This is a genomic window from Acetobacter sp. ESL1128 (assembly GCF_058505085.1).
Genome location: NZ_CP196369.1, coordinates 1,890,299 through 1,915,100, shown reverse-complemented (window position 1 = coordinate 1,915,100; position 24,802 = coordinate 1,890,299). Strand labels below are relative to the sequence as shown.

The 24,802-nt window shown below is 59.2% G+C and carries 23 protein-coding genes and 1 tRNA gene; 11 read left to right on the top strand and 13 right to left on the bottom strand.

The window, feature by feature from the left end:
• Positions 1-15: 15 nt before the first annotated feature.
• Together ACSYTG_RS08880 and tsaD are read right to left on the bottom strand one after the other, a co-directional pair.
• Positions 16-837: a 23S rRNA (adenine(2030)-N(6))-methyltransferase RlmJ gene (locus ACSYTG_RS08880; protein ID WP_489782927.1), complete on the bottom strand. Its 822-nt coding sequence runs from the start codon at positions 835-837 to the stop codon at positions 16-18.
• Positions 834-1,940, bottom strand: coding sequence for a tRNA (adenosine(37)-N6)-threonylcarbamoyltransferase complex transferase subunit TsaD (gene tsaD / locus ACSYTG_RS08875; RefSeq protein WP_086645309.1), 1,107 nt, complete (start codon positions 1,938-1,940; stop codon positions 834-836). Before tsaD ends, ACSYTG_RS08880 begins: the two co-directional genes overlap by 4 nt.
• 146 nt (positions 1,941-2,086) lie before the next feature.
• Between tsaD and hemC the strand changes: the two genes are divergently transcribed.
• Both hemC and ACSYTG_RS08865 read left to right on the top strand, forming a co-directional pair.
• Positions 2,087-3,163, top strand: a complete 1,077-nt coding sequence (gene hemC, locus ACSYTG_RS08870; RefSeq protein ID WP_086645310.1) for a hydroxymethylbilane synthase — start codon at positions 2,087-2,089, stop codon at positions 3,161-3,163.
• Between the two features lie 22 nt (positions 3,164-3,185).
• Positions 3,186-3,929: a uroporphyrinogen-III synthase gene (locus tag ACSYTG_RS08865; RefSeq protein ID WP_489782926.1), complete on the top strand. Its 744-nt coding sequence runs from the start codon at positions 3,186-3,188 to the stop codon at positions 3,927-3,929.
• 64 nt (positions 3,930-3,993) lie between these two features.
• Here the strand turns inward: ACSYTG_RS08865 and secB are convergent, their stop codons facing one another.
• Complete coding sequence (gene secB / locus ACSYTG_RS08860) at positions 3,994-4,491, bottom strand: protein-export chaperone SecB (protein ID WP_086645312.1); 498 nt, start codon at positions 4,489-4,491, stop codon at positions 3,994-3,996.
• A gap of 137 nt (positions 4,492-4,628) precedes the next feature.
• Positions 4,629-5,147 (bottom strand): histidine phosphatase family protein, encoded by a 519-nt coding sequence (locus ACSYTG_RS08855; RefSeq protein WP_489782925.1) that lies wholly within the window; start codon positions 5,145-5,147, stop codon positions 4,629-4,631.
• Positions 5,148-5,329: 182 nt separating this feature from the next.
• On the opposite strand from ACSYTG_RS08855, the gene ACSYTG_RS08850 reads away from it, so the two are divergent.
• The 4 genes from ACSYTG_RS08850 (at position 5,330) to ACSYTG_RS08835 (ending at position 9,198) form a co-directional block, all read left to right on the top strand.
• Positions 5,330-6,010, top strand: coding sequence for a Tim44/TimA family putative adaptor protein (locus ACSYTG_RS08850; protein ID WP_354859205.1), 681 nt, complete (start codon positions 5,330-5,332; stop codon positions 6,008-6,010).
• On the top strand, positions 6,007-6,861 hold the full coding sequence (locus ACSYTG_RS08845; protein WP_489782924.1) for a DNA-methyltransferase: 855 nt from the start codon (positions 6,007-6,009) through the stop codon (positions 6,859-6,861). The genes ACSYTG_RS08850 and ACSYTG_RS08845 overlap by 4 nt, the downstream gene beginning before the upstream one ends.
• A 122-nt stretch (positions 6,862-6,983) precedes the next feature.
• Positions 6,984-8,402 (top strand): cytochrome-c peroxidase, encoded by a 1,419-nt coding sequence (locus ACSYTG_RS08840; protein WP_086645316.1) that lies wholly within the window; start codon positions 6,984-6,986, stop codon positions 8,400-8,402.
• Positions 8,403-8,562: 160 nt separating this feature from the next.
• Positions 8,563-9,198, top strand: a complete 636-nt coding sequence (locus ACSYTG_RS08835) for a Smr/MutS family protein (protein ID WP_489782923.1) — start codon at positions 8,563-8,565, stop codon at positions 9,196-9,198.
• Here ACSYTG_RS08835 and ACSYTG_RS08830 read toward each other — a convergent pair.
• Together ACSYTG_RS08830 and hemF are read right to left on the bottom strand one after the other, a co-directional pair.
• Positions 9,175-10,347 (bottom strand): hypothetical protein, encoded by a 1,173-nt coding sequence (locus tag ACSYTG_RS08830; protein WP_491706410.1) that lies wholly within the window; start codon positions 10,345-10,347, stop codon positions 9,175-9,177. The genes ACSYTG_RS08835 and ACSYTG_RS08830 overlap by 24 nt on opposite strands.
• Before the next feature lie 74 nt (positions 10,348-10,421).
• Entirely contained in the window at positions 10,422-11,336 is a 915-nt protein-coding gene (gene hemF / locus ACSYTG_RS08825) for an oxygen-dependent coproporphyrinogen oxidase (protein WP_095349017.1), read from the bottom strand.
• A 168-nt stretch (positions 11,337-11,504) separates the two neighbouring features.
• On the opposite strand from hemF, the gene ACSYTG_RS08820 reads away from it, so the two are divergent.
• Genes ACSYTG_RS08820 through ACSYTG_RS08810 form a run of 3 tightly spaced genes read left to right on the top strand, consistent with a single transcriptional unit; the run spans position 11,505 to position 14,315 of the window.
• Complete coding sequence (locus tag ACSYTG_RS08820) at positions 11,505-12,683, top strand: cytochrome b (RefSeq protein ID WP_489782922.1); 1,179 nt, start codon at positions 11,505-11,507, stop codon at positions 12,681-12,683.
• Entirely contained in the window at positions 12,680-13,441 is a 762-nt protein-coding gene (locus ACSYTG_RS08815; protein WP_489782921.1) for a cytochrome c1, read from the top strand. The genes ACSYTG_RS08820 and ACSYTG_RS08815 overlap by 4 nt, the downstream gene beginning before the upstream one ends.
• A complete protein-coding gene (locus tag ACSYTG_RS08810; RefSeq protein ID WP_165925075.1) occupies positions 13,428-14,315 on the top strand; it encodes an S-methyl-5'-thioadenosine phosphorylase in 888 nt (295 codons plus the stop codon). Before ACSYTG_RS08815 ends, ACSYTG_RS08810 begins: the two co-directional genes overlap by 14 nt.
• A 174-nt stretch (positions 14,316-14,489) precedes the next feature.
• Here the strand turns inward: ACSYTG_RS08810 and ACSYTG_RS08805 are convergent, their stop codons facing one another.
• Together ACSYTG_RS08805 and ACSYTG_RS08800 are read right to left on the bottom strand one after the other, a co-directional pair.
• The gene (locus ACSYTG_RS08805; RefSeq protein WP_489782920.1) at positions 14,490-15,971 is read right to left on the bottom strand and encodes a hypothetical protein; all 1,482 of its coding nucleotides are present in this window, start codon (positions 15,969-15,971) and stop codon (positions 14,490-14,492) included.
• Between the two features lie 490 nt (positions 15,972-16,461).
• Positions 16,462-16,547: transfer RNA gene (locus ACSYTG_RS08800), tRNA-Tyr, on the bottom strand.
• Between the two features lie 214 nt (positions 16,548-16,761).
• Between ACSYTG_RS08800 and panB the strand changes: the two genes are divergently transcribed.
• Positions 16,762-17,580 carry a 3-methyl-2-oxobutanoate hydroxymethyltransferase gene (panB, locus tag ACSYTG_RS08795; protein WP_179290095.1) on the top strand — a complete coding sequence of 273 codons (819 nt, stop codon included), beginning with the start codon at positions 16,762-16,764 and terminating at the stop codon, positions 17,578-17,580.
• A 114-nt stretch (positions 17,581-17,694) separates the two neighbouring features.
• Here panB and ACSYTG_RS08790 read toward each other — a convergent pair whose 3' ends face one another.
• Positions 17,695-18,786, bottom strand: coding sequence for an NADH:flavin oxidoreductase/NADH oxidase (locus ACSYTG_RS08790; protein WP_086645323.1), 1,092 nt, complete (start codon positions 18,784-18,786; stop codon positions 17,695-17,697).
• Positions 18,787-18,886: 100 nt separating this feature from the next.
• Between ACSYTG_RS08790 and ACSYTG_RS08785 the strand changes: the two genes are divergently transcribed.
• Positions 18,887-19,207: an ArsR/SmtB family transcription factor gene (locus ACSYTG_RS08785; protein WP_095349010.1), complete on the top strand. Its 321-nt coding sequence runs from the start codon at positions 18,887-18,889 to the stop codon at positions 19,205-19,207.
• Here ACSYTG_RS08785 and ACSYTG_RS08780 read toward each other — a convergent pair.
• The 4 genes from ACSYTG_RS08780 to ACSYTG_RS08765 all read right to left on the bottom strand — a co-directional run bounded on the left by ACSYTG_RS08780 (position 19,204) and on the right by ACSYTG_RS08765 (position 24,801).
• Positions 19,204-20,187: a zinc-dependent alcohol dehydrogenase family protein gene (locus ACSYTG_RS08780; protein ID WP_165925071.1), complete on the bottom strand. Its 984-nt coding sequence runs from the start codon at positions 20,185-20,187 to the stop codon at positions 19,204-19,206. The two genes, ACSYTG_RS08785 and ACSYTG_RS08780, sit on opposite strands and share 4 nt — an antisense overlap.
• Positions 20,188-20,401: 214 nt before the next feature.
• Positions 20,402-23,197: a DUF4175 domain-containing protein gene (locus ACSYTG_RS08775; protein ID WP_489782919.1), complete on the bottom strand. Its 2,796-nt coding sequence runs from the start codon at positions 23,195-23,197 to the stop codon at positions 20,402-20,404.
• A 3-nt stretch (positions 23,198-23,200) separates the two neighbouring features.
• Complete coding sequence (gene lysA, locus ACSYTG_RS08770; RefSeq protein ID WP_489782918.1) at positions 23,201-24,544, bottom strand: diaminopimelate decarboxylase; 1,344 nt, start codon at positions 24,542-24,544, stop codon at positions 23,201-23,203.
• 116 nt (positions 24,545-24,660) lie between these two features.
• Complete coding sequence (locus ACSYTG_RS08765) at positions 24,661-24,801, bottom strand: hypothetical protein (protein WP_179290094.1); 141 nt, start codon at positions 24,799-24,801, stop codon at positions 24,661-24,663.
• Between the last annotated feature and the right edge of the window lies 1 nt (position 24,802).

Here is a 24,802-nt window from a genome sequence, read left to right as displayed (position 1 = left end):
AAAGGGGGGGCTGGTTTATTCAGGCACCAGTTCATTTACTGTGGCGTCAAACGCACCAAGTGCCGTTTTCAGCCGCTCAAGCTGCTGCTGTGCCTGTGCGGCAAAACCGTAAGGTGGCTTGATCACCAATAACCCCGCCCCATTGAGGGCATCGGGGTTGTGGGGTGGGCGCATCAGCAGTTCCGCCACCAGCACGTTGCGGTGCCCGGCCTGCTCCACGTTGGTATGGAACTGGCGCACAGGTGTTCTGTGCTTGATGGGGTACCACACCGCAATCATGCCTGCGGAAAAGCGGGTGCGAATGGTCTGGAGTGCTTCGGCCAGACGGTCAAATTCCCCCGGTTCCTCAAAAGGTGGGTCGATCAGCACAAGACCGCGTTTTGCTGTTTTGGGGGGGAGGAGTGCACGCAGGCTCTCATACGCATCGCGCTCATGCACGCTTATGTTGGGCTGGCCTGCAAACAGGCGGTAGAGTGCCCGTTTGTCCACCGGATGTTTTTCGCAGCAGATCAACTGGTCCTGTGGGCGTAACATGAGCGATGCCAGCAGGGGGGAGCCGGGGTAAAAGCGTGGCCCGCCAGCCCTGCGTACCAGCTCCAGCCACGGGGCAAGCGGGCTGTCTGGCGCTTCTGCCCATAGTCTGCCGATACCACTTTGGTATTCGCCGGTTTTTTCGGCCTCGGGGCTTTCAAGGTCATACCGGCCAATACCGGCATGGGTGTCCAGCACCAGAAAAGGCGCTTCCTTGCGCAGAAAATGCTGGAGCAGGCTGACCAGCAACGTGTGCTTCATGCAGTCGGCAAAATTGCCTGCGTGGTAGATGTGGCGATAGTTCATGCGGAGGCCTGATCGGGTTCAAAACGCTGGGCCATGTCTTCTAGTGGCCAGCGCGGGCGCGGGCGCAGGGTTGTGTTGTTGGGTGCGGGCAGGCCGCGTTCAGCGCTTTCACGCCATGTTTCAAGGGCTGCCCAACCGACCATAACGGCATTATCCGTGCAGAGCCGGAGTGGAGGTGCGGCAAAGCGCAGGCCGCGCTTGTGGGCTACGTCCTCCAGTCTGGCGCGCAGGGTGGTGTTGGCGGCAACGCCACCAGCGGCAACCAGAAGGCGGGCCTGTGGCATCATGTCCAGCGCATGGTTGATGCGGTCTGCCACAACATCGGCCACCGCCTGCTGGAAGGATGCCGCAAGGTCGGCGGCAAACTGGTGGGGCAGGGGAGCCTGCCCGTAAGGGGCCAGTTTTTGCGCAATTGCGGTTTTAAGCCCGGAGAATGAGAAGTCACACCCCGGCCGGTGCAGGAGCGGGCGGGGTAGGGCTATGGCATCCGGGTTGCCCATCTGGGCCAGTTTTTCCAGTGCCGGGCCACCGGGCCAGCCAAGGCCGAGCATTTTTGCGACCTTGTCAAATGCTTCGCCTGCTGCATCGTCTATGGTGCCGCCGAGTTTGCGGTACTGGCCAACGCCTTCCACCGCAATGCACTGGCAATGCCCGCCAGAAACCAGCAGCAACAGGTAGGGGAAAGGCGCACCATCGGGCACAATACCGGGCAGGCGGGCGGTCAAGGCATGGGCTTCCACATGGTTGACCGCAACAAAAGGAATATTCAGCGCCAGAGCCAGCCCTTTGGCAAAACTTGTGCCAACGATCAGCCCGCCAATCAGTCCCGGCCCGGTGCTGGCGGCAATAAAGGCAAGGTCCGTGGTGGCCAGCCCTGCATCTGCCAATGTTGCTTCGACCAGGGCAGGCAGGAGGGCCAGATGCGCGCGGGCAGCTATTTCTGGCACCACCCCCCCAAAATCCGCATGCCCATCCTGCGAGACAACGCGCTGGGCAAGGCAGGTGCCATCGGGGGCCAGAATGGCGCAGGCGGTTTCATCACAGGAGGATTCAATGGCCAGAACAGGCCCGGCGGGCTGATGGGTGGCGGAAAGGTCACTCATGGACGCACCATAAAAAAAGCGGTATTCTTGCACGAATGCAACGGATGGGGAGGGGCGGAATGTTTTTCCGGTCGCGCAAGTTTTTCAGACCAGCCGGGCTTCATCGTATCTTGTCCTTTCTCCATTCCCGGTAATAGACACATCTTATGGATTCAGCCTACCCTTCCTCACCTGTCCTTTCTCCCGCCTTGCAGGAGATTGCCGCAGAAGCGGCTGCACGCCAGAAAAAGGCGGGCAGTCATTCGGGACGTCACTCCCTGCCTTTGCGCGTGGGTACGCGTGGGTCGCCTCTGGCGTTGGTCCAGACACGCGCCTTCCTGACCACGCTGACACGCTTCTGCCCCGTTTTGCGGGACATGAACGCTTTTCAGGAACACCAGATCAACACCACGGGTGATCAGGTGCAAAACCGCAGGCTTGCGGAAATTGGCGGTAAGGGCCTGTTTGCAAAGGAAATTCATGAGGCTCTGGCAGACCGGCGGATTGATTTTGCCGTGCATAGTCTCAAGGATCTGGAAACAACACTCCCCCCCGGTCTGGTGCTGGCCTGTACGCTCAAGCGCGAAGATGCACGGGACGCGCTGATCCTTGGCCCCCGGCTGGAACAGTCCGACCCGGATGATCCGTATTCGGCCCTGCCCGAAGGCGCTCTGGTCGGGTGTGCTTCTGTCCGCCGTCAGGCGCAGATGCTGCATGTACGCCCGGACCTTAAGTTTGGCCTGCTACGCGGCAACGTGCAGACCCGACTCGACAAGCTTGCCGCCCGGCAGTGCGATGCCACCTTGCTTGCGCTGGCTGGCCTGCGCCGCCTTGGCATGGCCGAGCGTGCCAGCATTGTGCTTTCCCCCACCGTTATGGTCCCAGCCGCCGGGCAGGGTATTGTTGGCGTGACGGTGCGTGAGGACGATGTTGAACTGCGCGAACTGCTGTCCGCCATTGAGGATTACGAAGCCCGCGCCGTTGCCACGGCCGAGCGCGCCCTGCTGGCAGAGCTGGACGGGTCATGCCGTACGCCGATTGGGGGCTATGCCCAGCTTATTCCCGTTGTGGCAGGGGATACGCCCAAACTGCACCTGACCGGCCTTGTGGCGCGGGAGGACGGGTCCTTCCTGCTCAAGCGCAGCATAAGTGGTGCGCCCGAAGATGCCGCACGGCTGGGGCGTGAACTCGGGTGCAGCCTACGCAGGGATAGCCCGGCCGATATTTTTGAGGAAAACGCGTAAAAACACACACAGGCCGCCTTCCATGCCTCCGCCGTTTTCGCATTCTCCGTTGTCGCGTGGTGTTCTCATCACCCGGCCAGAGCCGGGATTGGGGGAGACGGCCTTGGCGGTGGCCCGCGCGGGGTGGGTACCTGTTCCTGCTCCGGCCTTGCATGTGTGTGCCTGTCCTGTGCGGCATTTGCCACGCCAGCCTGCTGCATTACTGCTGACCAGTGGGCAGGCAGTTGCCGCTGCGGCGGAAAGTCTCAGCCCCTCCATTCCTGTTTTTGCTGTGGGCGACCGCACTGCGCAAAAAGCGCGGGCGGCCGGGTTTGTTAGCGTGTGCAGTGCCAAGGGTAATGCGCAGGCGCTCGTACGTCTGCTGGTTGGTACGTGCTCCCCGGAGCAGGGAACACTTCTGCTTTTTTCCGGTGCGGGGCAGGGGGTGGAACTGGCGCAAAGCCTGCGCAGCCACGGTTTTAGTGTTGTACGGCGGGTTGCATACCGAGCCAGTGCGGTGGTGGATTTTCCTGCCTCTGCCGGTCAGGCATTGCAGGCCGGGCAGGTTGCAGCGGTTCTGTTTTTTTCGGCCCGGAGTGCTCGGAGCTGGCTGGCCAGTGTGCCCCGTGGCCAGCTGAATGCACAGGTGCTGGCCCTGCGCGCCGTTGTGATTTCGCACGAGGTGGCGCAGGCGGTGCAGCTTGCGGGTTGGCAGGGGCCGGTTACGGTGGCCGCTACGCCCGATGCCCCGGCCATGCTTGCGGCTCTGGGTTGCCTGAACACATAAAAAAAACCGACTACCATAATGGCAGCCGGGTTTTGCAAGGCGCTGTTACACCCAAAGCAGAGGCTTATGCGTGGCCTGCTGCTTCGGGGAATTCTGCGCGGCGGGCCTGCCACAGGGCCACAAAGTCGATCGGCTGCAGCACAATGGGGGGGAACCCACCATCACGCGTGACATCGCTGATGATGTTGCGCGCGTAGGGGAAGATCAGGCGCGGGACTTCAACCAGCAGAATGGGTTCAACCAGTTCAGGCGGCGGGTTGGTCAGGGTGACAACGGCTGCATAAACCAGTTCGGTCAGGAACACCGTGCGCCCGGCGGGGCCGTTTTCCGTTTCCGGGGCTTCCTTGGCTTCGGCCTTGATGCTCAGGATGACTTCGTAAACCATCTGATCACTCTGCAGGCGGTTGGTCTGCACATCGATGTTTACGCTGATCTGGGGCTGAGCGCGCAGGGTTGCAAAGATTTCTGCCCCAACGGGCACTTCAAAGGAAAGATCGCGCGTGTACTGGAGGTTAATGGCCAGTGGCAGGGCGGGCGGAACGGACTGGGCAGTATCGGACATTGATGACAGCTTCCTGCTCTCAAACGTATTGGGTTCCCTTAAGGCGGTAGCATGACCTGCGGGGTTAGCCAACACTCCAATCCGGGTCTTTGCTGGGCGTATGCACCATGCCGGAGGGAGGGTATGGGCGTTTGTTTTTACGGGGAAAGATGCAGCCAGTCCCCGTTTTCCAGGCTTTGGTTGCTCAGTTCAAGCAGGAACCACCAGTGGGAAACAACCAATGTGTGCTCATGCGGGGCGTCCTTGCGCATCTGCTCACGGAACTGCTGCGCCCGCAGGCTGAGTGCACGGTCGGATTCTGGTAAGGGAGACCACCATTTTTCCGGCAGGTGGGCAAAATCAAGCTGCGGCCAGTCCTGCATGAGTGCGGAGGCGGGGGAGCCCACATCGCACGAATACATACCCCGCTCGCGCACAAGGGGCGTTATCTGTGGTGTAAGGCCCAGCGCGCGGGCAATGGGGGTGGCGGTTTGCAGAGTACGGGTAAAGGGCGAAACCAGAATGCGCGTAATGTTTTTGTGCCGGAGTTCATCCACCAGAGCATGGGCGTGGTCCTGCCCATGGGCGGAAAGGGCAGGGTCGGGCACACAGGGGTCTCGCCCGCTCAGGTTATACAGGCGGTTGAACTCACTTTCGCAATGACGCAGGATGATCATGGTAGCCTGAGTGGTTTTTAAAACAGGAATGGTCTTTTACAAGGGCGGATGGACTGGTATTCATTGTAACCGCACTCTGTCATGACTATGTGATAATGAGAGCCCGAGGGAAAGTGCTCTTCCCGTAATAATATATAAACCTGCAAACGCTGTGTGCAGGCAGATTGGTGGACGTTTAACAGATGGATTTTTCTCTCGACCACTTTCCGGTCGATCTGGTTCTTCTGGCTTTGGTAGCCGCTTTTCTGGCTCTGCGCTTGCGGAGTGTTCTGGGTAAGCGTGTTGGCATCCAGCCCCCCACCATGCCTGTTCCCCCCCGTGCGGAGGCAGCGCCCCGTGTGGTGGAAAACAAGGTGGAGCCAGTTGGCCCCGCTGTTGAATACGATGTGCCATCCCCCGGCACGCGGGTTGGGCAACTGCTGGTTGAGATTAACCAGCAGGATACAGCATTTACCCCCCAGCAGTTCCTGATGAGCGTGCAGACCGTGTTTTCACAGGTTGTGGAAGCCTACGCCCAGGGCAACCGGGATGTGCTGCAAACCTACCTGACACCCGCGGTCTATAACTCCTTCGATGCCGCCATTACCGCGCGTGAAGCCGCCGGGCAGAAACAGCGGACAGACATTCAGGCCGTGCGCTCGCTCGCCATTGAGGACGTGCGGCTGACAAAGCTGGACGTAGGGCTTGGGGTCGCCATTGATGTGCGCATTGTTTCCGACCAGATCAGTCTGGTGGAAGATCAGGCTGGCCAGCCAGTCACCGGCACGGATGCCGTGACCGAGTTTTCCGATATGTGGACGCTGGAACGCCTGCTGGGCGTTGGTGGCAGTGGCTGGCGTCTTGCGGCGGCGCGTAGTGCGTGAGTGCGGACAAGCCGGTCACGGGTTCCACCACTCCGCCCGTACGGGCAAAACGCTATAAGGTTGGTCGTCAGGACATTGTTCTAGGCGACTGCCTGCGCGCATTACGGCGCATGCAGGCCGAAACCGTGGATGTGATTGTTACATCTCCCCCCTACAATATTGGCCTGTCCTACCGGAGCTACCCCGACCGGCGGGAAGAAAACGATTATCTGGACTGGATGGTGGAGGTTGCCACACAGTTACAGCGGGTGCTTAAGCCGGACGGATCGTTTTTTCTGAATATCTCAGGCTCATCTGCACAGCCGTGGCTGCCGTTTGAACTGGCCGTGCGCCTGCGCGACCTGTTTGTGCTGCAAAACCATATTTCATGGGTCAAATCCATCTCCGTGGGGGAGGATAGTTTTGGCCATTTTAAACCCATGAACAGCCAGCGCTACCTGCACCGTGGGCATGAACATCTTTTTCACTTCACGCTCGAAGGGGATGTGCCGCTGGACCGGCTGAGCGCGGGTGTGCCCTACAAGGACAAAACCAACATTGCCCGCCGTGGACACCAGCAGGACCGCCGCTGCCGGGGGGATGCGTGGTTTATCCCTTACGAGACCGTGCGCGGGCGGGCGGAAAAATTTGATCATCCCGGCACTTTCCCCATAGCCCTGCCTGAGCAGTGCATTCTGCTCCATGGCAAGTCCCGGGGCCGGGTGCTTGACCCGTTTATGGGCACAGGCACCACCCTGCTGGCCGCCCAGCGCCTTGGGTGCAGTGGTGTGGGGATGGAAATAGATGCGGAGTACGTGGCCATAGCCCGGGCACGTCTTATGCACGATCTGGTGAACAGCCCGCTCGCCTGATCGGATTTATCTATTATTACGATAAAAATAATCGTTTTGACATTTTGATGTGCATCAAACACAACGGGCTCAAGAATGAATAAAACGTATAAGAGAAAGAAATAGAACCGGGGGATCGGGGTTTGAAACGTATATTAGTCTCTCTGGCAGGGGTCGGCTTGCTGGCATACGGTGGTACAGTTGCGTTTTTGCAGCATTACGACCATGTAACGGCAACAGAGCTTGTGCCGTCTTCACCAACACATAAAGACCCCGTTGCTTTGGCTGCGTTTAATGCGCTGAATGAAGCACGTTGCGATTACTGCCATGCAACAGGTCGGGACCTGCCTTTTTACTTCCGTCTGCCAGTGGCGAACACGATTATGGAACGGGATCGCGATCAGGGGTTACGCCATTTCCGTATGGAACCTGTTCTGCATGCGTTTGAACACGGTACGCCGCCATCGGAAGAAGAGCTGTCGCGCATTGAGGAAGTCATTGTGCAGAACCGCATGCCCCCGGCACAGTACCTGCTGCTGCACTGGCATGCGCATCTGTCCAATGCCGAGCGGCAGGACATTCTGGCATGGGTGCAGCAGACCCGGCGTAAATACTACGCCAATACGGGTGCAACCCAGGCACTGGCTGCCGAACCCGTACGCCCCGTGCCGGAAAGCGTGGAGGTGGACCCGGTAAAGGTTGCGCTGGGCAAAAAGCTGTTTTTTGACAAAAAACTGTCAGGCGACAACACGCTCAACTGCGCAAGCTGCCACGGGCTGGACAAGGGCGGGGTGGATAATCTGGTAACCGCAACAGGTATTGGCGGCCAGAAAGGCCCGATTAACGTGCCAACCGTGTATGATGCGTATTTCAAGATCGCCCAGTTCTGGAACGCCCGTGCGCCAGACCTTGCCGCACAGGCCGCAGGCCCGGTTATGAACCCGCTGGAAATGGGGTCGCATGACTGGTCGGAAGTTGCCCAGAAGCTGGCAGCAGACCCCGATTACGCCGGTATGTTCAAGGCCGCCTTTGGCCCGGATGTGCAGGTTGATCAGCAGACCATTACGCAGGCCATTGCCGAGTTTGAAAAAACCCTGATCACGCCAGACAGCCCGTTTGATGAATACCTCAAGGGCAAGGAAGACGCGATCAGCCCGCAGGCCAAACGTGGTTATGAGCGGTTCAAGGCCATTGGCTGCTCGGGTTGCCATAGCGGTATTGGTGTTGGTGGCGGTGGTTACGAGGTCATGGGGCTGGAGTCCGATTACTTCAAGGATCGCGGCGGCAAGCTGACAGATGCGGATGAAGGGATCTACGCCATCAGCCATAACAAGCTGGACCAGAACCGCTTTGTGGTGCCCACCCTGCGCAACATTACGCTGACCGCACCTTACTTCCACGATGGCAGCGTAAAAACACTGGATGAAGCCGTGCGCAAAATGGCCCGCTACCAGACGCCGGACAGCAACCCGTCTGACCAGGATGTGGCGGATATTGTGGCGTTCCTGCAAACCCTGACGGGCAAGTATGAAGGCCATGAACTGACCAACACCAAACAGTAAAACAGAAGGATACGGGGCGGGCATCTTTGAGGATGCCCGCTTTCTGTGCTTGAACAACGGCTCGTCCGCAGGTGATAAAGCCTGTGGGGCGGGCCGTTTGTGTTTGTGGCAGGGTATGCCGGGCCAGATCGGTTGGAATAAAGCGCGATAGGTGGACAGGGTGGTAAAAAGGCGGCGTCAGTTACAGGAGGCGGAAAAGCAGCTCTGGGCGCTGGTGGTGCGTGATGTAGCCCCCCTGACCAGCGCCAGCCTTGTTCCCCCCATGGCCGATACGGCATTCGGCCGGGATGCGCCCCCTGTGCCGGAGGGTGCTGCGGCTATTCCGCAAACGCATTATAAAAAAACCCCGCCCAAGGTCAGGCCCGCCGGGAGCCTGTTGTGGGAGGTGCGTCCCACAGTCCACCCTGCTCCAGCGGTAGCCCCCATAACGGTACGGCCAGCGCCGCCCATTGCGGAAAAAATTGGCCAGCGCCAGCCCGGTGTGGATGACTATAGCTGGCGGCGTTTCCACCAAGGGAGCATGCGTGTGGAAAAACGCCTCGACCTGCACGGTATGGTCGCGCAGGAAGCGTTTGTGCGGCTCAGAGAGTTCATGGACGTAGCTGCCCACCGTGGCCTGCGCTGTGTGGAAATTATTACAGGGCTGGGCACAGGGCAGGAAGGCGGCATTTTACGGCGCGAACTGCCCCATTGGCTGGAACGGCCGGAAATGCGGGCCAGCATACTGGGGCTGGCTTACCCCCATGAGGGGAATAAAGGTTCTGTCCGGATTTTACTGCGCAGGCGCAGGCGGTAAGGGCTGCGCAGGGGGGACTGGTGTGCTCCGCCAGCGTGGCAGGTTAAGTGCCAGCCAGCGGCGGAGTGCCATGCCCACGTTTACATCGGGAGTAGCCATGCCGTAGGAGGCAATGCATTTTGCGCCCGAAAGTACGGTTTGGCCGTTAGCCAGCGCAATCTGTTGCAGGTTCAGTTTGGCTGCGCATGTTTCCGCCGCATGCCGCCAGCGCGCCACTTTGGCGGGGGACGTTAACAGGGGCAGAACAAGGGCTGCCTTAAGGCTGGCGGCAGACGCAATGGCTTGCCATGCCTGTGGCAGAAAAGCTGGTGTGGATGTTCTGCGTTCTTGCAGCAATATGGTCGGGAAGGTGGGGGGTAACACCATATCCGCCGGTGTTGGCACGGGTGGCGCTACGGTGTTGAGAAAGAGCGGGACAAACCCTTTGGTGGCCAGTGTGTCCAGCCGCTCCTTCAGGGCGGCATCCATGGGGAGTTGAATGGCATCGACCAGTCCGCCGGTCAGGGCGGCCATGGCGGCATCCGGTGTGGCATAGCCACTGACTGGCAGAGGCCGCAGGGCCAGCAGGTCAAAGGCCAGAAGGGTCGGCAGTTCCGGCCCTGTGGGGGTGGAAACCGCAATGCGGGTGGTTTTGCTGCTCAGAATAACGCCAAGCGAGCGGTGCAGGCTGACATGCCCCACAACCACGCTAGGTTGGCATATTGTTAACACAGGTAGCCAGCGCTGATACGCGTAATGCACGCGGCTATCCCCGGTCATGGCGGCCATAAGTGCTGTGCCGGGTACAAGTAACGTGCTGGATGCGGTGCTCAATTGCTCCTGCGCATCAAACAGGTTTGCCCCTGTTACGCCGTCCCACCCGGTGGTGAAGGTGAGGTCAAAAGGCGGCTGCCCCAGCTCTTCCGCCATATCCGGAGCCAGCCGGGTGGCCCATGCGCCACAAGGGGTTTCTGCACTGCCAGCCACAATCAGCTTTGTGGTCTGGTCAGACGTGGCGGTGGGGGCCGGGCCTACCAGTATGTCATCTGCCGCATGGGCCGTGGCCGCTGCGGCCATACTCCCCAGTGCCCCGCCCAGAAACAGGCGGCGGGACAGGGCAAGACCATGGTGTTGGCGCATCATTGAAGAAGCAGGGATGAGATTAGACAAACACCAATAGCCTTCATTGTGGGTATCGCGGTTCCATACTATGCGAAATTAAAGGCAGAAACACGGCCATTTTATTACGGCCATTTAACCTCTGGTGGCATGCTCATCAGAATGGCTTCCGTGTTGCCGCCGGTTTTAAGCCCGAACAGCGTGCCCCGGTCATGCAGCAGGTTGAATTCCACGTAACGGCCACGGCGCACAAGCTGGGCATCGCGCTGTTCGGGGGTCCAGGGTTCCATCATCCGGCCACGGATAATGCGCGGGTAGGCATCCAGAAAAGCAAGGCCGACATCTTTGGTAAAGGCAAAGTCCTCTTCCGCATTGCCGCTGTCCAGCCGGTCATAAAAAATGCCGCCAAGGCCGCGTGGTTCGTTGCGGTGGGGAAGGTAGAAGTATTTGTCACACCATGCCTTGAAGCGTGGGTAATACTCCGGGTCGTGCGCATTGCATGCTTTGGCAAACGCATCATGGAAGGTGGCGGCATCGTCCTGCGCTTCGGCGCTGGCGGGGAACATGGGGGTAATATCGCCCCCCCCCCCAAACCAGCCCTGCGTTGTAATGATCATGCGGGTGTTAAAGTGAGCGGCAGGGACCAGCGGGTTGCACATATGGGCAACAAGGCTGATGCCGGTTGCAAAAAAATGCGGGTTTTCGGTCGCGCCGGGAATGGTGGCCGCAAAGTCGGGGGGGAATGTTCCCTCCACGGTGGAGACATTGACCCCCACTTTTTCAAAAACCCGGCCACGCATCAGGCTCATCACGCCGCCGCCGCCGGGGGTTCCGTCTTCATTCAGGCGGTTCCAGCTTTTGCGTTCAAAGCGGGAGGGCTGTTCGTGGCCGGGAAGTACCGGGCTGTTCTGTGCGGCGGCGTCTGCCTCAATGGTTTCAAAGGCTGTGCATATCTGGTTACGCAGAGTTTCAAACCATGCGCGTGCCGCGTCCTTGAGCTTGTCATGCGAGGGAACGGAGGCAGGCTTTGTCGGCGTCATGTGTAAAGCTCTTTCCATACTGGTCTGCTGCCCGGCAAGCAGAGAATCGGCTTAGGGCATTTTTTCAAGGGGTGCGCCTTAGGGCCGGTCATTGCAAGATCATCCGGTTCATCGTTAAACGGGAACCTGAGCCCGCCCGAATGTGGTGGGGCGTGGGGGAGAAGTGCAATGGCTGGCAAACCAGTCTGCCATAACGGACAGGGCGCGGAGCCTGCAACGCAGGAGCAGTTGAGCGCGTGGGCCAAGGCGTATGGCCGCCTGCCGCTCCCTGCGGACCTGAACTGGCTGTGGACCATAGGGGCAGTCCTGTGCGCCATACTGGCCCTTATGCTGCTTACCGGGCTTACCCTTACGCTGGTTTACACGCCCGATGCGGGGCTGGCCTTTGGCTCGGTTGAAAGCATTGAGCGCCGGATGCCAGCAGGTTGGCTGCTACGCGCCATGCACATGACCGGCGCTTCTTTTTTTATGCTGGCCCTGTATGTGCACCTGTTGCGGGGGCTGTACTACCGCTCCTACCTGCCGCCACGCCGTGCGGTGTGGCTGAGCGGGTGCGCTCTGCTGGTCATGGTTATGGTTACGGCCTTTGCAGGGTACGTGCTGCCCTGGGGGCAGATGTCCTACTGGGGGGCGGATGTCGCGGGTAAGGCGGTGGGAGCACTCCCCCTTGCCGGTGGGTGGCTGGAAGGTGTTTTTCTGGGTGGGGATTCCCCCGGCACACCCACGCTGCACCGCATGTTTGCCCTGCATTTTGGGCTGGCATTCCTTATTGTGGGTGTGGTGTTGGGGCATATTGCCCATGTGCATGCACGAGGGAGTTCCAGCCCATCTGTCCGCCCAACTGCGGCAACGGGGGTTTTGCCTTTTCACCCCTATTTTACGGTGCGGGATATGCTGGCCATTGTGCTGGTTGCGCTTGCCTTTGTCGGGGTGCTGTGTTTCTGGCCGGAGCTTATAGTCGAACCCGCCAATTACCGCCCGGCCAATCCGCTGCACACCCCGGCCGATATTGAGCCGGAATGGTATTTTCTGCCCTTTTACGGAATGATGCAGGCCGTGCCGTTCAAGCTGGGGGGGCTGCTGCTCTCTGGCGGAGCGGTGGCTGTTCTGTTTGCCGTCCCCTGGCTGGACCGTGCAACAGATGCCGCCCACAGCGCACCCGTGGTCGTGCGGATGGGGGCTATGGGTCTGCTTGTCTGCTCTGCCGTGGCAGTGGCCTGCGCAGGCCTGCACCACATGCAGGGAGTGTGGATGCTGGTGGCCCGGCTGGGTATGGTGGGGTACTACGCGTATTTTCTGCTCTATCTGCCCTTTGTCGGCCGTGTGTGGCGGAGGGGCAGGGCATGATGGTCCGGCGGTGTGTGGCTATTGGGGCTGGTCTGCTTTGGGCGTGTAGTGCATTGGCGCAACCTGCGCGCGGGCCTGCTCCAGCCGCGCGGCAGCACTGGTCTTTTACAGGTGCGCTGGGGCATTTTGACCTGGCCGCGGTCCAGCGTGGTTACGCGGTTTTTGCGGGCTCCTGTGCCTCCTGCCATAGCCTGTCGCAGCTTCATTTTTCCGATTTTGAAGGAATGGGCCTGCAAACTGCGGAGGTCGTTGCACTGGCTGCAAGCTGGCAGGTGCCCGACGGGCTGGATGCGGAAGGGCGGCTCAGGCACCGCGCTGCCCGTCCGGATGATGCCCTGCCATCCCCTTACGCAGGGCCAGAGGCGGCTATGGTGGCTAATCAGGGTGTGGTGCCGCCTGATCTTTCCCGTATTCTTCAGGTTTATCCCGGCGGGCCGGACAGGCTGTATGGCCTGCTGGTCGGGTACGGTCCGCAGCCTGTGCACCAGATCGGGCGTGGTTTTTCCAACCCCTATGCCATTGGCCACTTTACGGCCATGCCCCCTCCGTTGCATGGCAACGAGGTCAAATACGCAGATGGCACAGTGCCCGATGTGCAGGCCGAAGCACGGGACGTAACAACCTTCCTTGCCTGGGTTTCTGCCCCCCATCTGGACCAGCGGCGCAGGTTGGGTGTGGGAGCGGGGCTGTATCTGTGCTTTCTTGCCGTGCTGTTTGCGATTTTAAACCGGAGAATCTGGTCTGATGTCAGAAAATGAAGTTGTAGAACCCGTTATCGGTCTGGTTGGCGGGTCTGGCCTGTATGATATTGATGGTCTGGAAGACAAGGAATGGCGCACGGTGGAAACCCCGTGGGGCATGCCTTCCGACCAGCTTTTATTCGGGCGGCTGGATGGCGTAAAATGCGTGTTTCTGCCCCGCCATGGCCGTGGCCACCCTATTCCGCCCTCACGCCTGAACTACAAGGCCAATATTGCAGCGCTTAAAATATCTGGCGTGACCGATATTGTCTCTCTCTCCGCCGTCGGCTCGCTCAAGGAAGAACTGCCGCCGGGCCGGTTTGTGATTATCGACCAGTTTATTGACCGCACGATTGCGCGCGACAAAAGCTTTTTTGATACGGGGTGTGTTGCCCATATTTCTATGGCGGATCCGCTGTGCAACCGCGTGGGCGATGTGCTCAAGGCCGAGGCCGACAGGCTGGGTATTGAGGCTACGCGCAAGGGGACGTATCTGGTTATGGAAGGTCCGCAGTTTTCCACCCGTGCGGAGAGCGAACTTTATCGCACATGGGGCTGCTCGGTTATTGGCATGACCAACATGCCAGAAGCCAGCTTGGCCCGTGAGGCGGAAATCTGCTACGCCACCGTCGCCATGGTGACCGATTATGACTGCTGGCACACCGAGCATGATAACGTGACGGTGGAAAGTGTTGTTAAAACCATGCAGGCCAATTCCGCCAAGGCCAAGGCGCTGGTCAAGGCGGTTATTCCCGCACTGGGTGGTAAAAAGCGCGGTCTGTGCAGTGCAGGTTGTGACCGTGCATTGGAATATGCGCTGATTACAGCTCCCGATGCGCGTGACCCCGAACTGATGGGCAAGCTCAAAAGCATTGCGGGCCGCGTGATCTAAAATACAAAGCACGTAACAGCCTGCGGCGTTGATGCAGGGTGTAAAAAACAGGCAGGCCGGTTGGCCTGCCTGTTTTGTTTGTTGCCTGTTAATGCCTGTATATTGCTGCGGGGCACCTACGGTGTGCCGTGTGCTGGTTGGAATAAACCAGCGGCAGATGGTGCTGGGGTGTTGTCAGTTTTGTGCAGGTTGCGCCGCATACCCGAAGGTTGCGCGCAGGTCATCGCATGTTGTCTGTGATGCGACCCAGACCTCTGATGGCCAGAACATCTGCCCACCATAAAAATACTTGATTTTCAGATGGTTTTTTAAAGAAAGGCAGTAAATATATTTCTGTTTTAGAATTGCTTCCAAAGTAGGAACGGCCAGATTATCTGGCATAAAAACAGCCTCAACATGTTTTTCTGTAATAGGATTCCAGATTTTTGGATCCAGATAATCTGCTCTTATATTTGAGGGAGTGTTGCAAACGCCGAACCATGCCTGACAGATATTTTGTAAAGGGGATTTAATTGTTTTTCCTGCAAGGTAATCAATAATTGGCCATGTTGTGGTCCATACATCCCCTTTGATGTGATGTACCATTTGTACCAGTTCGATCTGATCCGTCTCATTCCGTGCTGGTTTCAGGTTGTGGCGCATGTTGCGCGCTTCCAGAATTGAGATGGAAAAAAGAACGCCAAGGCTTACAGCAAGGCCGGATAGTAAAATATTCATGTGTAAGCTGCGCAGAGCTTCTCGCAGGAGTATCGCCAGAACAATGGCCGAGATCTCCATGTAGATAACAAAATCCGCAATCCAGCCACCAAATTTTCCGCCTGAAACAAAAGCAAGGCCAAATACTGCGCCACATGTCAGGAGGAGGGGCGCAATGTCACGCAGTGTTCTGTTGTTGGGCAAATGTTTTTGAGAAAGCAGCAGGAACGGAGCGAGAAGGGAAATAACAACATCGCCGGTATATTGTGCAACAAGCAGAATGCTCTGGTTCAGGGAATAGGGGTCTGTGCGGGGAATGGTAAAAGCCCAGTGCCAGTATGCCGGTCCGTATGTCCACTGTAACAGGGCAACGGAAAGGATAATGGAGCCAAGAGCTGCTGCGAATGAAATAAGATATTTACGTTCGTAAACCGCCATAACCAGCGGAATGCCAATTAAAAGTAATCCGGTTTGTTTGACGAGAAAACACACGCAGATTGAGAGCCCGACGAGAATAAACTTTAAAAATCCGCTATCTTTCAGGCTGCATGTGAAGAGTACGAAAATGATGCTCAGCATGAAAATAGCATCAGGCCGGGAGAGGTCGATCCAAGCATACATTGGGTACAATGCGAGGAAGAGCAAAGACCAGAGCAGACCTACCCAGTTAAGGCCGAGTATCCGGCGGATGGAAGCTTCAACCAGCACAGCCGATAGTAAAAATGGCGGCACAAAAGATAGAATGCGTAAGGCGGAAAGATTGGCAATCCAGGCTTCGGGGAAGGCGCGTAAATACAGGTGATAAAGTGGGTTATATATTGAGCTGGTCTGATAAAACGCGGCAGGGGAATGGGTGTATTGGTAAAGAGGATATTTCTCACGCAATAAACCGCTGAAGTAGAAAGTTGTTGTTTCTGAGTGTTCCAGAATCCCATTAAATGCCAGACGGCGAATAAGCACAGGTAATGCAAAAGCCAGTGCGTAAACAGCAATGCCAAGCAGGGTAGCCCAAACAGCCCATTGTATTGTTCTGGTTGGTACATGCGTTAATTGACGCTTTTTTATTTGTGTAAAAATAGGACCGGTTCCTCATATGGGACTGTATACAAGGCCGGTTTTTACAAAAGTAAGTCTTAATATTTTCAAAATATTGAAAGGACCAGTTACGGTTTAATCGGGCATTTTGTGATTTTCAGATATGTTTTTTTGTATGCCCGAATCAGTAGAATGCGCGGGCCAGTCAGACTGGCTGGTGCGCGGCAGAACTGCCGGTTCCAGGCATGGCCTGATTACCTCAAAAGCAGGGCAATCACCGTGATGTCCAAAGGCATAGGAGGGTGCGGTTTGGAATACAGTCAGGTTTTCAAGCCGCAAAAACCATGCATAAAGACCGAGCATGCAGTTGTAAAAACATTGCAAGGCATATGAGGTTTTGAATTTATGGAAAACATGGTGGAGGGGGTTGGATTCGAACCAACGTAGGCGTACGCCAGCGGATTTACAGTCCGCCCCCTTTAGCCACTCGGGCACCCCTCCGACTTGTTGAGCACTGACCTAAAGCCTGTTCCCGGGGTTGTCAATGGCTTTAGGTAACTATTCTTTGCCTGTGGTGGGTTAGGGGGCTTTATGCGGCTTTATGGCCGGTTGGAATTGGCAAAAGATTTATAAGCATTGGGCTGGACATATGCAGGGGTTCGGGGAAAAGCTGCATCCGGTTCTGGGTATCCAAGTGTGACGGGGAGTAAAGGTCTTGAGCAAACACCAAACAGTGCGGCGGTACACGCCCCGTTCTCTGGCAGCGCTGGATACGCCCGTAGTGGCCCTGACTGCGTACACAACCCCCATGGCCCGGCTACTGGACCCGCATTGCGACCTGCTTCTGGTAGGGGATTCGCTGGGCATGGTGGTGTACGGCATGGACTCCACACTGGCCGTAAGCGTGGAGATGATGATTGCCCACGGTCAGGCGGTTGTGCGTGGTAGCCAGAAGGCCTGCGTAGCCGTGGATATGCCTTTTGGCAGTTATCAGGAAAGCCCACAGCAGGCGTTCCGCGTTGCGGCGGATATTATGGCCAGAACCGGGGCTGGTTGCATCAAGCTTGAAGGGGGGCAGGAAATGGCCCCGACCATAGAGTTTCTGGTCCAACGGGGGATTCCGGTTATCGGGCATATCGGGCTTAAACCGCAGGCCGTGCATGCACATGGGGGGTTTCGTACCGTTGGGCGCGGGAGCGAGGCCGAACAGGTTATGGCCGATGCGCTGGCGGTGGAAAAAGCCGGAGCCTTTGCCGTGGTGATCGAGAGCACAATGGAGCCACTCTCGCGCGCCATAACCGAAGCTTTGGGGATTCTGACCATAGGCATAGGCGCATCGCCCCAGTGCGATGGGCAGATTCTGGTTGCGGAGGACATGCTGGGCCTGTTCCCCGACTTTACCCCACGTTTTGTGCGTAAATTTGCCAATCTGGGGCAGGAAGTGGACCGCGCTGTGGCTGATTACGCCCATGCCGTGCGTACGCGCACATTCCCCGGTCCGGCGGAATGTGTGGGCATGCCCAAGGCGGACTAGAGCCTATACGATTCGTTTTTGGGTAAGGGGTGTGCAGGCCGCACGCGTTATGCCCGCACGCGGTAGCCCGCACAGGCGCGTAACCTGTGCGGGGTAGTATGCCCAGTAACCGCGTTACTGGTAGCGTGAGAGCCACCATGCATAGGACGGCGGCAGAATGGTTTTTGCGTCCTTGGCGTGCAGAATACGCGCTGCCTCGTGCGGCCAGTGCGGGTTGGCCAGCAAAGGGCGGCCGATTGTGGCAACATCCACAATCTCGTTACGGATCAGGGCATCAGCCTGACGGCCTTCGCTGATGTACCATGATGTGGTGACAGGCAAACCCGCCTCCTGCCGCACTTTATGGGCTATGGGGGTCATAAACCCGGCTCCCCACGGAATGGTGGCTTCGGGGGTGGAAAAGCCTATGCTGACATCAATAAAGTCCAGCCCGTGCTCTTTCATCCTGCGTACGAGAGCAATGGATTCTTCCAGCGTCTGCGCATCGTTGCCATCAAATTCAATTACGCCAAAACGGGCAATCAGCGGGCGGTCTTCGGGCCAGACGGCACGCACGGCTGCCAGTGTTTCCAGCAGGAAGCGGCCCCGGTTTTCTGCCGAGCCACCATACTGGTCCGTGCGCTTGTTGGAATGCGTGGACCAGAAGCTCTGCGCCAGATAGCCATGGGCAAAATGCAGCATCAGCCATTCAAAACCCACGTCACGCGCACGTATTGCGGCTGCGACAAAGTCGTTTTTAACGCGCTCAATGTCTTCAAGGGTCATTTCATGCGGTGCGCGGGGCAGGTTGGCACCAAAAGCAACGGGGGAGGGGCCAATGGGCTGCCAGCCGCGCGGGTCGGTGGCGGCAATATGGTCATCCCCTTCCCATGGCACATTGGCGCTGGCCTTGCGCCCTGCGTGGGCGATCTGGATACCCGGCGTAGCCCCGGTTTTGCGGATACTGGCAACAATGGGGGCATAGGCCTGTGCCTGCGCATCATTCCACAGGCCAAGGCAGTTGGGGGTAATCCGCCCTTCGGGAGAAACAGCGGTGGCTTCAAGCGTAACAAGCCCGGCTCCACCGCGGGCGAGCGAGGCATAATGCACACTGTGCCAGTCGTTGGGCATGCCGTCCTGCGCCTGATACTGGCACATGGGGCCAACAGCAATGCGGTTGCGTAATGTGCTGCCTTTGAGGGTATAAGGGTCGAAAAGCGTTGGCATGAACCGTGCTCCTGTTACAAAGGGGCATCATAGCCCCGTTAGTTCGACTATAATCGAACTAACGGGCAAAGCAAGGGAAGAGGTAGGTCAAACAGTTGTCATGAAGCAGTATGACCATCCATTGGCGCAGGATATGCAGTTGTCCTGCCTGCTTTACGCCCTGTCCGACCCGTTCCGGCTGGCGGTGGTGCGCAAGCTTGCGGCCTGTCAGCCCCAGCCCTGCGCCCCGTTGCAGGATGGGCGGCCAAAATCCTCCGTCTCCCACCACTTTGCGGTCCTGCGCAAAGCCGGGCTTATCCGGACTGAAGTGGTGGGGGTTACCCACATGAACTCCCTGCGTGAGCAGGAGCTGGAAAGCCGTTTTCCCGGTCTGCTTGCGGCCATTCTGGCGGCTGCCAGCGTGGAGGACGTGCCCGCCTAGGGCACCAGCACGGCAGCGCCATCAAACCGGCCATGGCGCAAATCATCCAGCGCTTTGTTGGCGTCCTTGAGCGCGTAAGTCGTGGTGGTGGTGTGGATGCCAATTTTGGGGGCGAGGGAAAGAAATTCCAGCCCGTCCTCACGCGTCAGGTTGGCAACAGAGACAATATCGCGCTCTTCCCATAACGTGTCGTAGGAAAAAGCGGGGATTTCACTCATATGAATCCCGGCGCATACTACACGCCCGCCTTTGCGCAGGGTTTTAAGGGCTGCGGGGACCAGAGCCCCATCAGGGGCAAAAATAATGGCTGCATCCAGTTGCTCGGGGGGGAGTGCGTCCGACCCCCCAGCCCATTTTACGCCGAGCGAGCGGGCAAACTCCTGGGTTTTGGTGTCATTGGGGCGGGTAAAGGCATAAACCTCACGTTTTTGCCATACCAGCACCTGCGCAATAATATGGGCTGCTGCCCCAAAGCCATACAGCCCAACTTTCTGGGCATTGCCCGTTTTGCCAAGTGAGCGCCACCCGATCAGCCCTGCGCAGAGCAGGGGGGCGAGGGAGACGTCCGAGCCTTCCTCCCCCATGGGGAATGCAAAATGTGCATCGGCTACGGCCATTGTGGCGTAGCCGCCATCGCGCGTGTAACCGGTAAAAATGGGGTGGTCACACAGGTTTTCATGGTCTGTTGCGCAATAGGAGCAGTGCCCGCAGGTATGCCCCAGCCAGGGAATACCTACGCGCTGGCCAACCGTAAGGGAGGTTACGCCACTGCCCAGCAGGTCAACCCGGCCAATAATTTCGTGCCCCGGGGTTACGGGCAGTTTGGGGTGGGTCAGGTCTCCATCCACCACATGCAGGTCGGTCCGGCACACACCGCAGGCCAGCACCTTGACCCGAATCTGGCCCGGGCCGGGGGTTGGGTCGGGTAGTTCCTCCCATTGCAGCGGGGTGCGCGGGCTGTGCAGACGCATGGCGAACATGAAGGCTCTCCCTTATGGGGGCAGCGGGCTTGTAACTGGCACCCTGTGCCCATCCGTTATGCCGCATTGTGGCGGTTCTTTTCCATTATGTGCAACGCGGCTTTTGGCACGGGTAGGCGGGGCCTGCGCATTGCGGGGTCCCTATAGGGGCATAACCAGCTGTTGGGCACCAGCGCGGGCGGCAGAGATTGGTGCAGGGTTCCGCCCCGCCTGCTCAGAACGGTTTGAGCAAGCGGTCCAGATACTCAAGTTCCTGTTGCGGGCGGGTTCGGTCTGAATCGCGGCGGCGGAGTTCCTGCTCAATCTCACGCGCGCGCTGGCGGGCTACCGTGTCGGGAATATGGGTGCTGTCGTCCGTATTCTGGTCCGCCCCTTCGCCTTCCTTACGGCCTAGAGGGTCTTTGCCTGTTGTGTTTTCGTCGTCCCCACCTTCGCCCGCAGTATCGGAGGGCTGGCCATTCCCGCTCTCTCCCGCATTGCCTGAGCCGGATGACCCATCGCCACTCCCCCCAAAGGAGGGCAAAAAGCTGGGCGTTGTGTTCTGGCCATTGCCCTTCATGCTGTCCTGCATCTGCTTGCGGCTCTGGCGCAGGGCTTCGAGTGCTTTTTGCTCAGCACTGGCGGCTGCGGCATCATCCCCATCAGCCAGCGCCTTGCGGGCCGTAGCCATGCTCTTGCGGGCCTGTTCAAATGCATCGGGGGTTTTGCCGGTGAGTTCCTTGAACTCATCTTTAAGCTCGCTCAATGCCTGTTCAAGCGCATGCTGGGTTGCACGTTCGGTGCGGCGTGCGCTGGCCTGTGCTTCAGCCTTGGCCGGGTCTGGCATGCCAGCCGGGGGCTGGGTATTGCCGGAGGAAGGCTGCTGGCCTGTGCTGCCTCCACCCATATTGGGTGGGGCGGAAAGCCCAAGCCTGCGCAGGAGTTCCGATGTCGGCAGGTTGGCGTATTCTGCGGCTTCTCCATCCCCATCATCCGCCAGATCGCTCTGTTGTTGGGAAAGAGCACGGGCATGTTCATCCAGCCGGGACTGGGCATGGTCCAACAGGCTGGATTCCTTGGTTGTCAGGTCATGCAGGGCGGCGGCCTGTTCACGCGCTTTCTGCTGGGCCTGGAGCTGCTGGGCCAGCGCGGCAAGGTCCTGCGGTGTGGCATTGCGCATGCGCTCGGTTGCGTTTTCCATTTCCTGCAGGCGTTGCATGGCATCGCCCGAGCGGCCATTGGCGGCATCGGCGCGCAACTGCTTCATCAGCCGATCGAACGCTTTATTTCCCGCTGCGGAAAAACCGGGCAGGTCAGGGATGGCCGTATGGTTGCGCAGGGCGTTATCGGCCAGAGCCTGCATTTTGCGGGCAATGGCGTCCTGTAGCGCTTTTAAGCTCTGTTCCAGCTCTTCCTGTGCCTGCTGGTTGTGGGTGCCATTGCGCTTCATGTCCGCCAACTTCTGGGCAACATCGGCCTGTGCGGCCCGCACATCAATCGAGGCCTGAGCACTGGCATTATCGCCCGTGCGCCGGTCTTCTATGTCCAGCGCCAGATCCCATAGCAGGTTGGTGGCGCTGGTGCGGGCGGTCTGGGTGTCTATGTCGGCATTTTCCAGCAGGGCTACAATGCTGGTCAGGTTGAGGAACATGCCCGTATGCTCCCGTACAGGGCCGGGGGCCTCACCCAATGCTTCCAGGTCCTGCGCCGTATCTTCACGCTTTTCCTGTTCCAGCGCAAAACGCCTGCGCACGTCCAGAATGGCGCGGGCAATGGGGGAGTGGAAAACCCTGCTCCCGAGTTTGAATGTGGCAGGTTCGCTCTGCCCCTGATGCCCGCTGGTAGCAGTTGCCACAATCTGCCCGGTCACGTCCTGCCCGGCCCATGGGTCTTCCGACAGGTCAGGGACAAGCACATTTTTAACCGATTTTGGGTGGCCGGTTAAAGGCAGGGGAATACTCAGTTCCCGCTTGGGGTTGGCTCCTTTGGCAGGGTGGGCAGCGTGTAGCACTACCTGCATGTCTGACAGGCCATAGGCGTGGCTGGCCGTGTAGGGCAGGCGGGTATGCCAGTCCCCCTTGCCGGGGGTTCCGGGGGATGGGCCCCAGGCAACCTGTGGGGCCAGGTCGGGCAGAATGGTCATGGACCAGCTGGCAAGGGTACGCCCCCGGCCGGTTAGCCTGAGCAGACCACTATGGGTCAGCGTGGCTTCCAGCTTCCAACTATGGGGGTCCAGTTTCTGGCGTTTTGCGTCCTGTACCACCATGCCGTGTGTGCCTTGCAGCACGGGGTGCGAGGCCATGCCGTTAACAATAACGGTAAGCCGGGCACCTTCCTGCATCTGGGGGGCAGGGCGGTTCGGGCTTAAAAAAACCGGAGCGTCCGGGGCATAGGTGGGGGGAGTAATCCACGCATCTATGTGGGGGAGGGGCACGTCCGGGTCATCCCGGCCGGGAATAAAAGCGGCCAGAATACGCCCCGGAGCCGAGGACCCGGCAACTCCGCCGGCCACGCCAAGAGCCAGCACCAGCCCCGCAGCCGCAAGCTGGTGCGCGCGGCCTTTGGGCGCAAGGTCGGGCCAGCCAGTCCGCAACCGGCCAAGGGAGGCCAGAAGCCGCTGCCGGTGGGCCTGCCACAGGAGCGTATTGCTGGCGTGGGGGAGTGGTGCCGGGGTATCTGTCAGGCTGGCGAGGGGGCGGTTGCGCAGGCCGGATGCCTGCTCGATCCGGCGGTCAATTTCCTCCGGCGTGGTGGGGCGCAGGCGGCCCAGATCGGTATGGAGCCGCCAGCCACACAGGCTCAACCAGCCTGCCACACTAACAAGGCGCAGCCCATCGGGCAGGTGCTGGGGCAGGCGGAGCAGGCCCGCCAGGGTGTAAACCCCCAGCATGGCTACAGTCGGCTGGAGGGCAGGCCAGAGCTGCTCAATGTGCAAAACAAGGGCCGCATTACGGCGCACATGGGCCAGACGGGCCGCCAGTGTGCCGTAATGCGCGGTTGATGCGGTCAGATCCTGCTTCAGACCGCGCATGCGTCAGGCTTTTCCGTTCGGGGGAGCTGGCATGGCTTCATCCTGCCACAGTTCTTCCAGTGTCTGCCGGCGGCGTATAACTGTCCATTGACCGTTTTCTACCAGAACCTGCGCGGCCAGAGGGCGGCTGTTGTAGGTGGAACTCATGACCGCACCATAAGCGCCCGTGTCCAGAATGGCTATACGGGATGCACGGCCAAGAGGGGGCAGCAGGCGGTCGCGCGCAAACGTGTCACCACTTTCGCAGACCGGGCCAACAACATGCGTGGGTGCGACAGGCTGGCTGAAGGCCTGTGGCGCAAGGGGTACAAGGCCATGCCATGCATCATACATGCTGGGGCGGACCATGTCGTTCATGGCAGCGTCAAGCACAAGGAACGGGCCGGGGAGCCCTTCCTCCTTGCGCAGGATAACGCTGCTCAGCAGCACACCTGCGGGGCCAATGGGCCAGCGCCCCGGCTCTATGCTCAGCCGCAGGCCAAGCCCGCCCAGTTCGGCCCGGATGGCGCCTGCCAGAGCTTCCGGCTGGCCTTCCACCTCGTTGCGATAGCTGATGCCAAGCCCACCACCGCAATCCACGGCTTCTACGCTCAGGCCACTGGCACGCACGGTGCGCACCAGTTCGGCCACGCGGGCATAGGCTGCATGGTATGGCGCGGTGGAGAGGATCTGGCTGCCAATATGGGTTGCAAACCCAACGGGTTTGATGCCCGGCAGGGTAAAGGCGTGGGCATACAAAGCCGCAGCGTTATCAAACGGAATGCCAAACTTGTTGGCGGCCAGCCCGGTGGTGATCTTGGCGTGGGTTTTGGCATCCACATCGGGGTTGATGCGCAACGTGATGGTGGCCTGTTTGCCAAGGCGCGTTGCAATGGCCGAGATAATGGCCAGCTCTTCCGCACTTTCCACGTTGATCTGGCCAATGCCCAGACCAATGGCATAGTCCAGCTCCGCATCGGTCTTGCCTACGCCGGAAAAAACTACCCGCTGCGCCGCAATGCCCGCTTTTTGTGTGCGTGCAAGCTCGCCCCCGCTGACAATATCCGCCCCATATCCTTCCTGCCCGATAAGGGACAGGACGGAGAGGTGGTCATTCGCCTTGACCGCGTAATGGATGCTGACATCCAGCCCCGCATCCGCCATGGCCGTACGCATGCGGGCAAGGCGCTGGCGCAGCGTGCTTGCACCCAGCACCCAGCATGGGGTGCCAACCGCATCGGCTATGGCATTCAGGGGGACGCCCTCAAACATCAGCCCACACAAGGGGTCTGTGCTCAGGTGCGGGTGGGTTGCCAGCAGTTCAGCCAGCGAGGGGTCTGCATCGGTATAGGCGGGTGAATCAGCCATGAAACGAACTGGGCCTTGGACAAAAAAGGGCGGAAGCATGGGTGAGCGCACTGCACGGCAGGCCAGCGCCCGTGTGGTGCCGCACGGGCGCTGGCCTGTTACGGCATGGGCTGCGCTCAGTCCGGTGGATAGACGAGGGGGTAGGTAATCTTGTTGCGCGGACCCGGAGCCTGATTAGGCCCCTTTTTGCCACAGGCGGCCAGTGGCAGGCACAGGGCGGTTGCCAAAAACAGGCCCATGAACAGGCGGAGGGTCATA

Excerpts from the sequence above, each read along its gene's own strand:
- ACSYTG_RS08880 (WP_489782927.1), bottom strand. The coding sequence starts at position 837 with ATGAACTATCGCCACATCTACCACGCAGGCAATTTTGCCGACTGCATG.
- tsaD (WP_086645309.1), bottom strand. The coding sequence starts at position 1,940 with ATGAGTGACCTTTCCGCCACCCATCAGCCCGCCGGGCCTGTTCTGGCC.
- hemC (WP_086645310.1), top strand. The coding sequence starts at position 2,087 with ATGGATTCAGCCTACCCTTCCTCACCTGTCCTTTCTCCCGCCTTGCAG.
- ACSYTG_RS08865 (WP_489782926.1), top strand. The coding sequence starts at position 3,186 with ATGCCTCCGCCGTTTTCGCATTCTCCGTTGTCGCGTGGTGTTCTCATC.
- secB (WP_086645312.1), bottom strand. The coding sequence starts at position 4,491 with ATGTCCGATACTGCCCAGTCCGTTCCGCCCGCCCTGCCACTGGCCATT.
- ACSYTG_RS08855 (WP_489782925.1), bottom strand. The coding sequence starts at position 5,147 with ATGATCATCCTGCGTCATTGCGAAAGTGAGTTCAACCGCCTGTATAAC.
- ACSYTG_RS08850 (WP_354859205.1), top strand. The coding sequence starts at position 5,330 with ATGGATTTTTCTCTCGACCACTTTCCGGTCGATCTGGTTCTTCTGGCT.
- hemF (WP_095349017.1), bottom strand. The coding sequence starts at position 11,336 with ATGACGCCGACAAAGCCTGCCTCCGTTCCCTCGCATGACAAGCTCAAG.
- ACSYTG_RS08820 (WP_489782922.1), top strand. The coding sequence starts at position 11,505 with ATGGCTGGCAAACCAGTCTGCCATAACGGACAGGGCGCGGAGCCTGCA.
- ACSYTG_RS08815 (WP_489782921.1), top strand. The coding sequence starts at position 12,680 with ATGATGGTCCGGCGGTGTGTGGCTATTGGGGCTGGTCTGCTTTGGGCG.
- ACSYTG_RS08810 (WP_165925075.1), top strand. The coding sequence starts at position 13,428 with ATGTCAGAAAATGAAGTTGTAGAACCCGTTATCGGTCTGGTTGGCGGG.
- ACSYTG_RS08790 (WP_086645323.1), bottom strand. The coding sequence starts at position 18,786 with ATGCCAACGCTTTTCGACCCTTATACCCTCAAAGGCAGCACATTACGC.
- ACSYTG_RS08785 (WP_095349010.1), top strand. The coding sequence starts at position 18,887 with ATGAAGCAGTATGACCATCCATTGGCGCAGGATATGCAGTTGTCCTGC.
- ACSYTG_RS08780 (WP_165925071.1), bottom strand. The coding sequence starts at position 20,187 with ATGTTCGCCATGCGTCTGCACAGCCCGCGCACCCCGCTGCAATGGGAG.
- ACSYTG_RS08775 (WP_489782919.1), bottom strand. The coding sequence starts at position 23,197 with ATGCGCGGTCTGAAGCAGGATCTGACCGCATCAACCGCGCATTACGGC.
- lysA (WP_489782918.1), bottom strand. The coding sequence starts at position 24,544 with ATGGCTGATTCACCCGCCTATACCGATGCAGACCCCTCGCTGGCTGAA.
- ACSYTG_RS08765 (WP_179290094.1), bottom strand. The coding sequence starts at position 24,801 with ATGACCCTCCGCCTGTTCATGGGCCTGTTTTTGGCAACCGCCCTGTGC.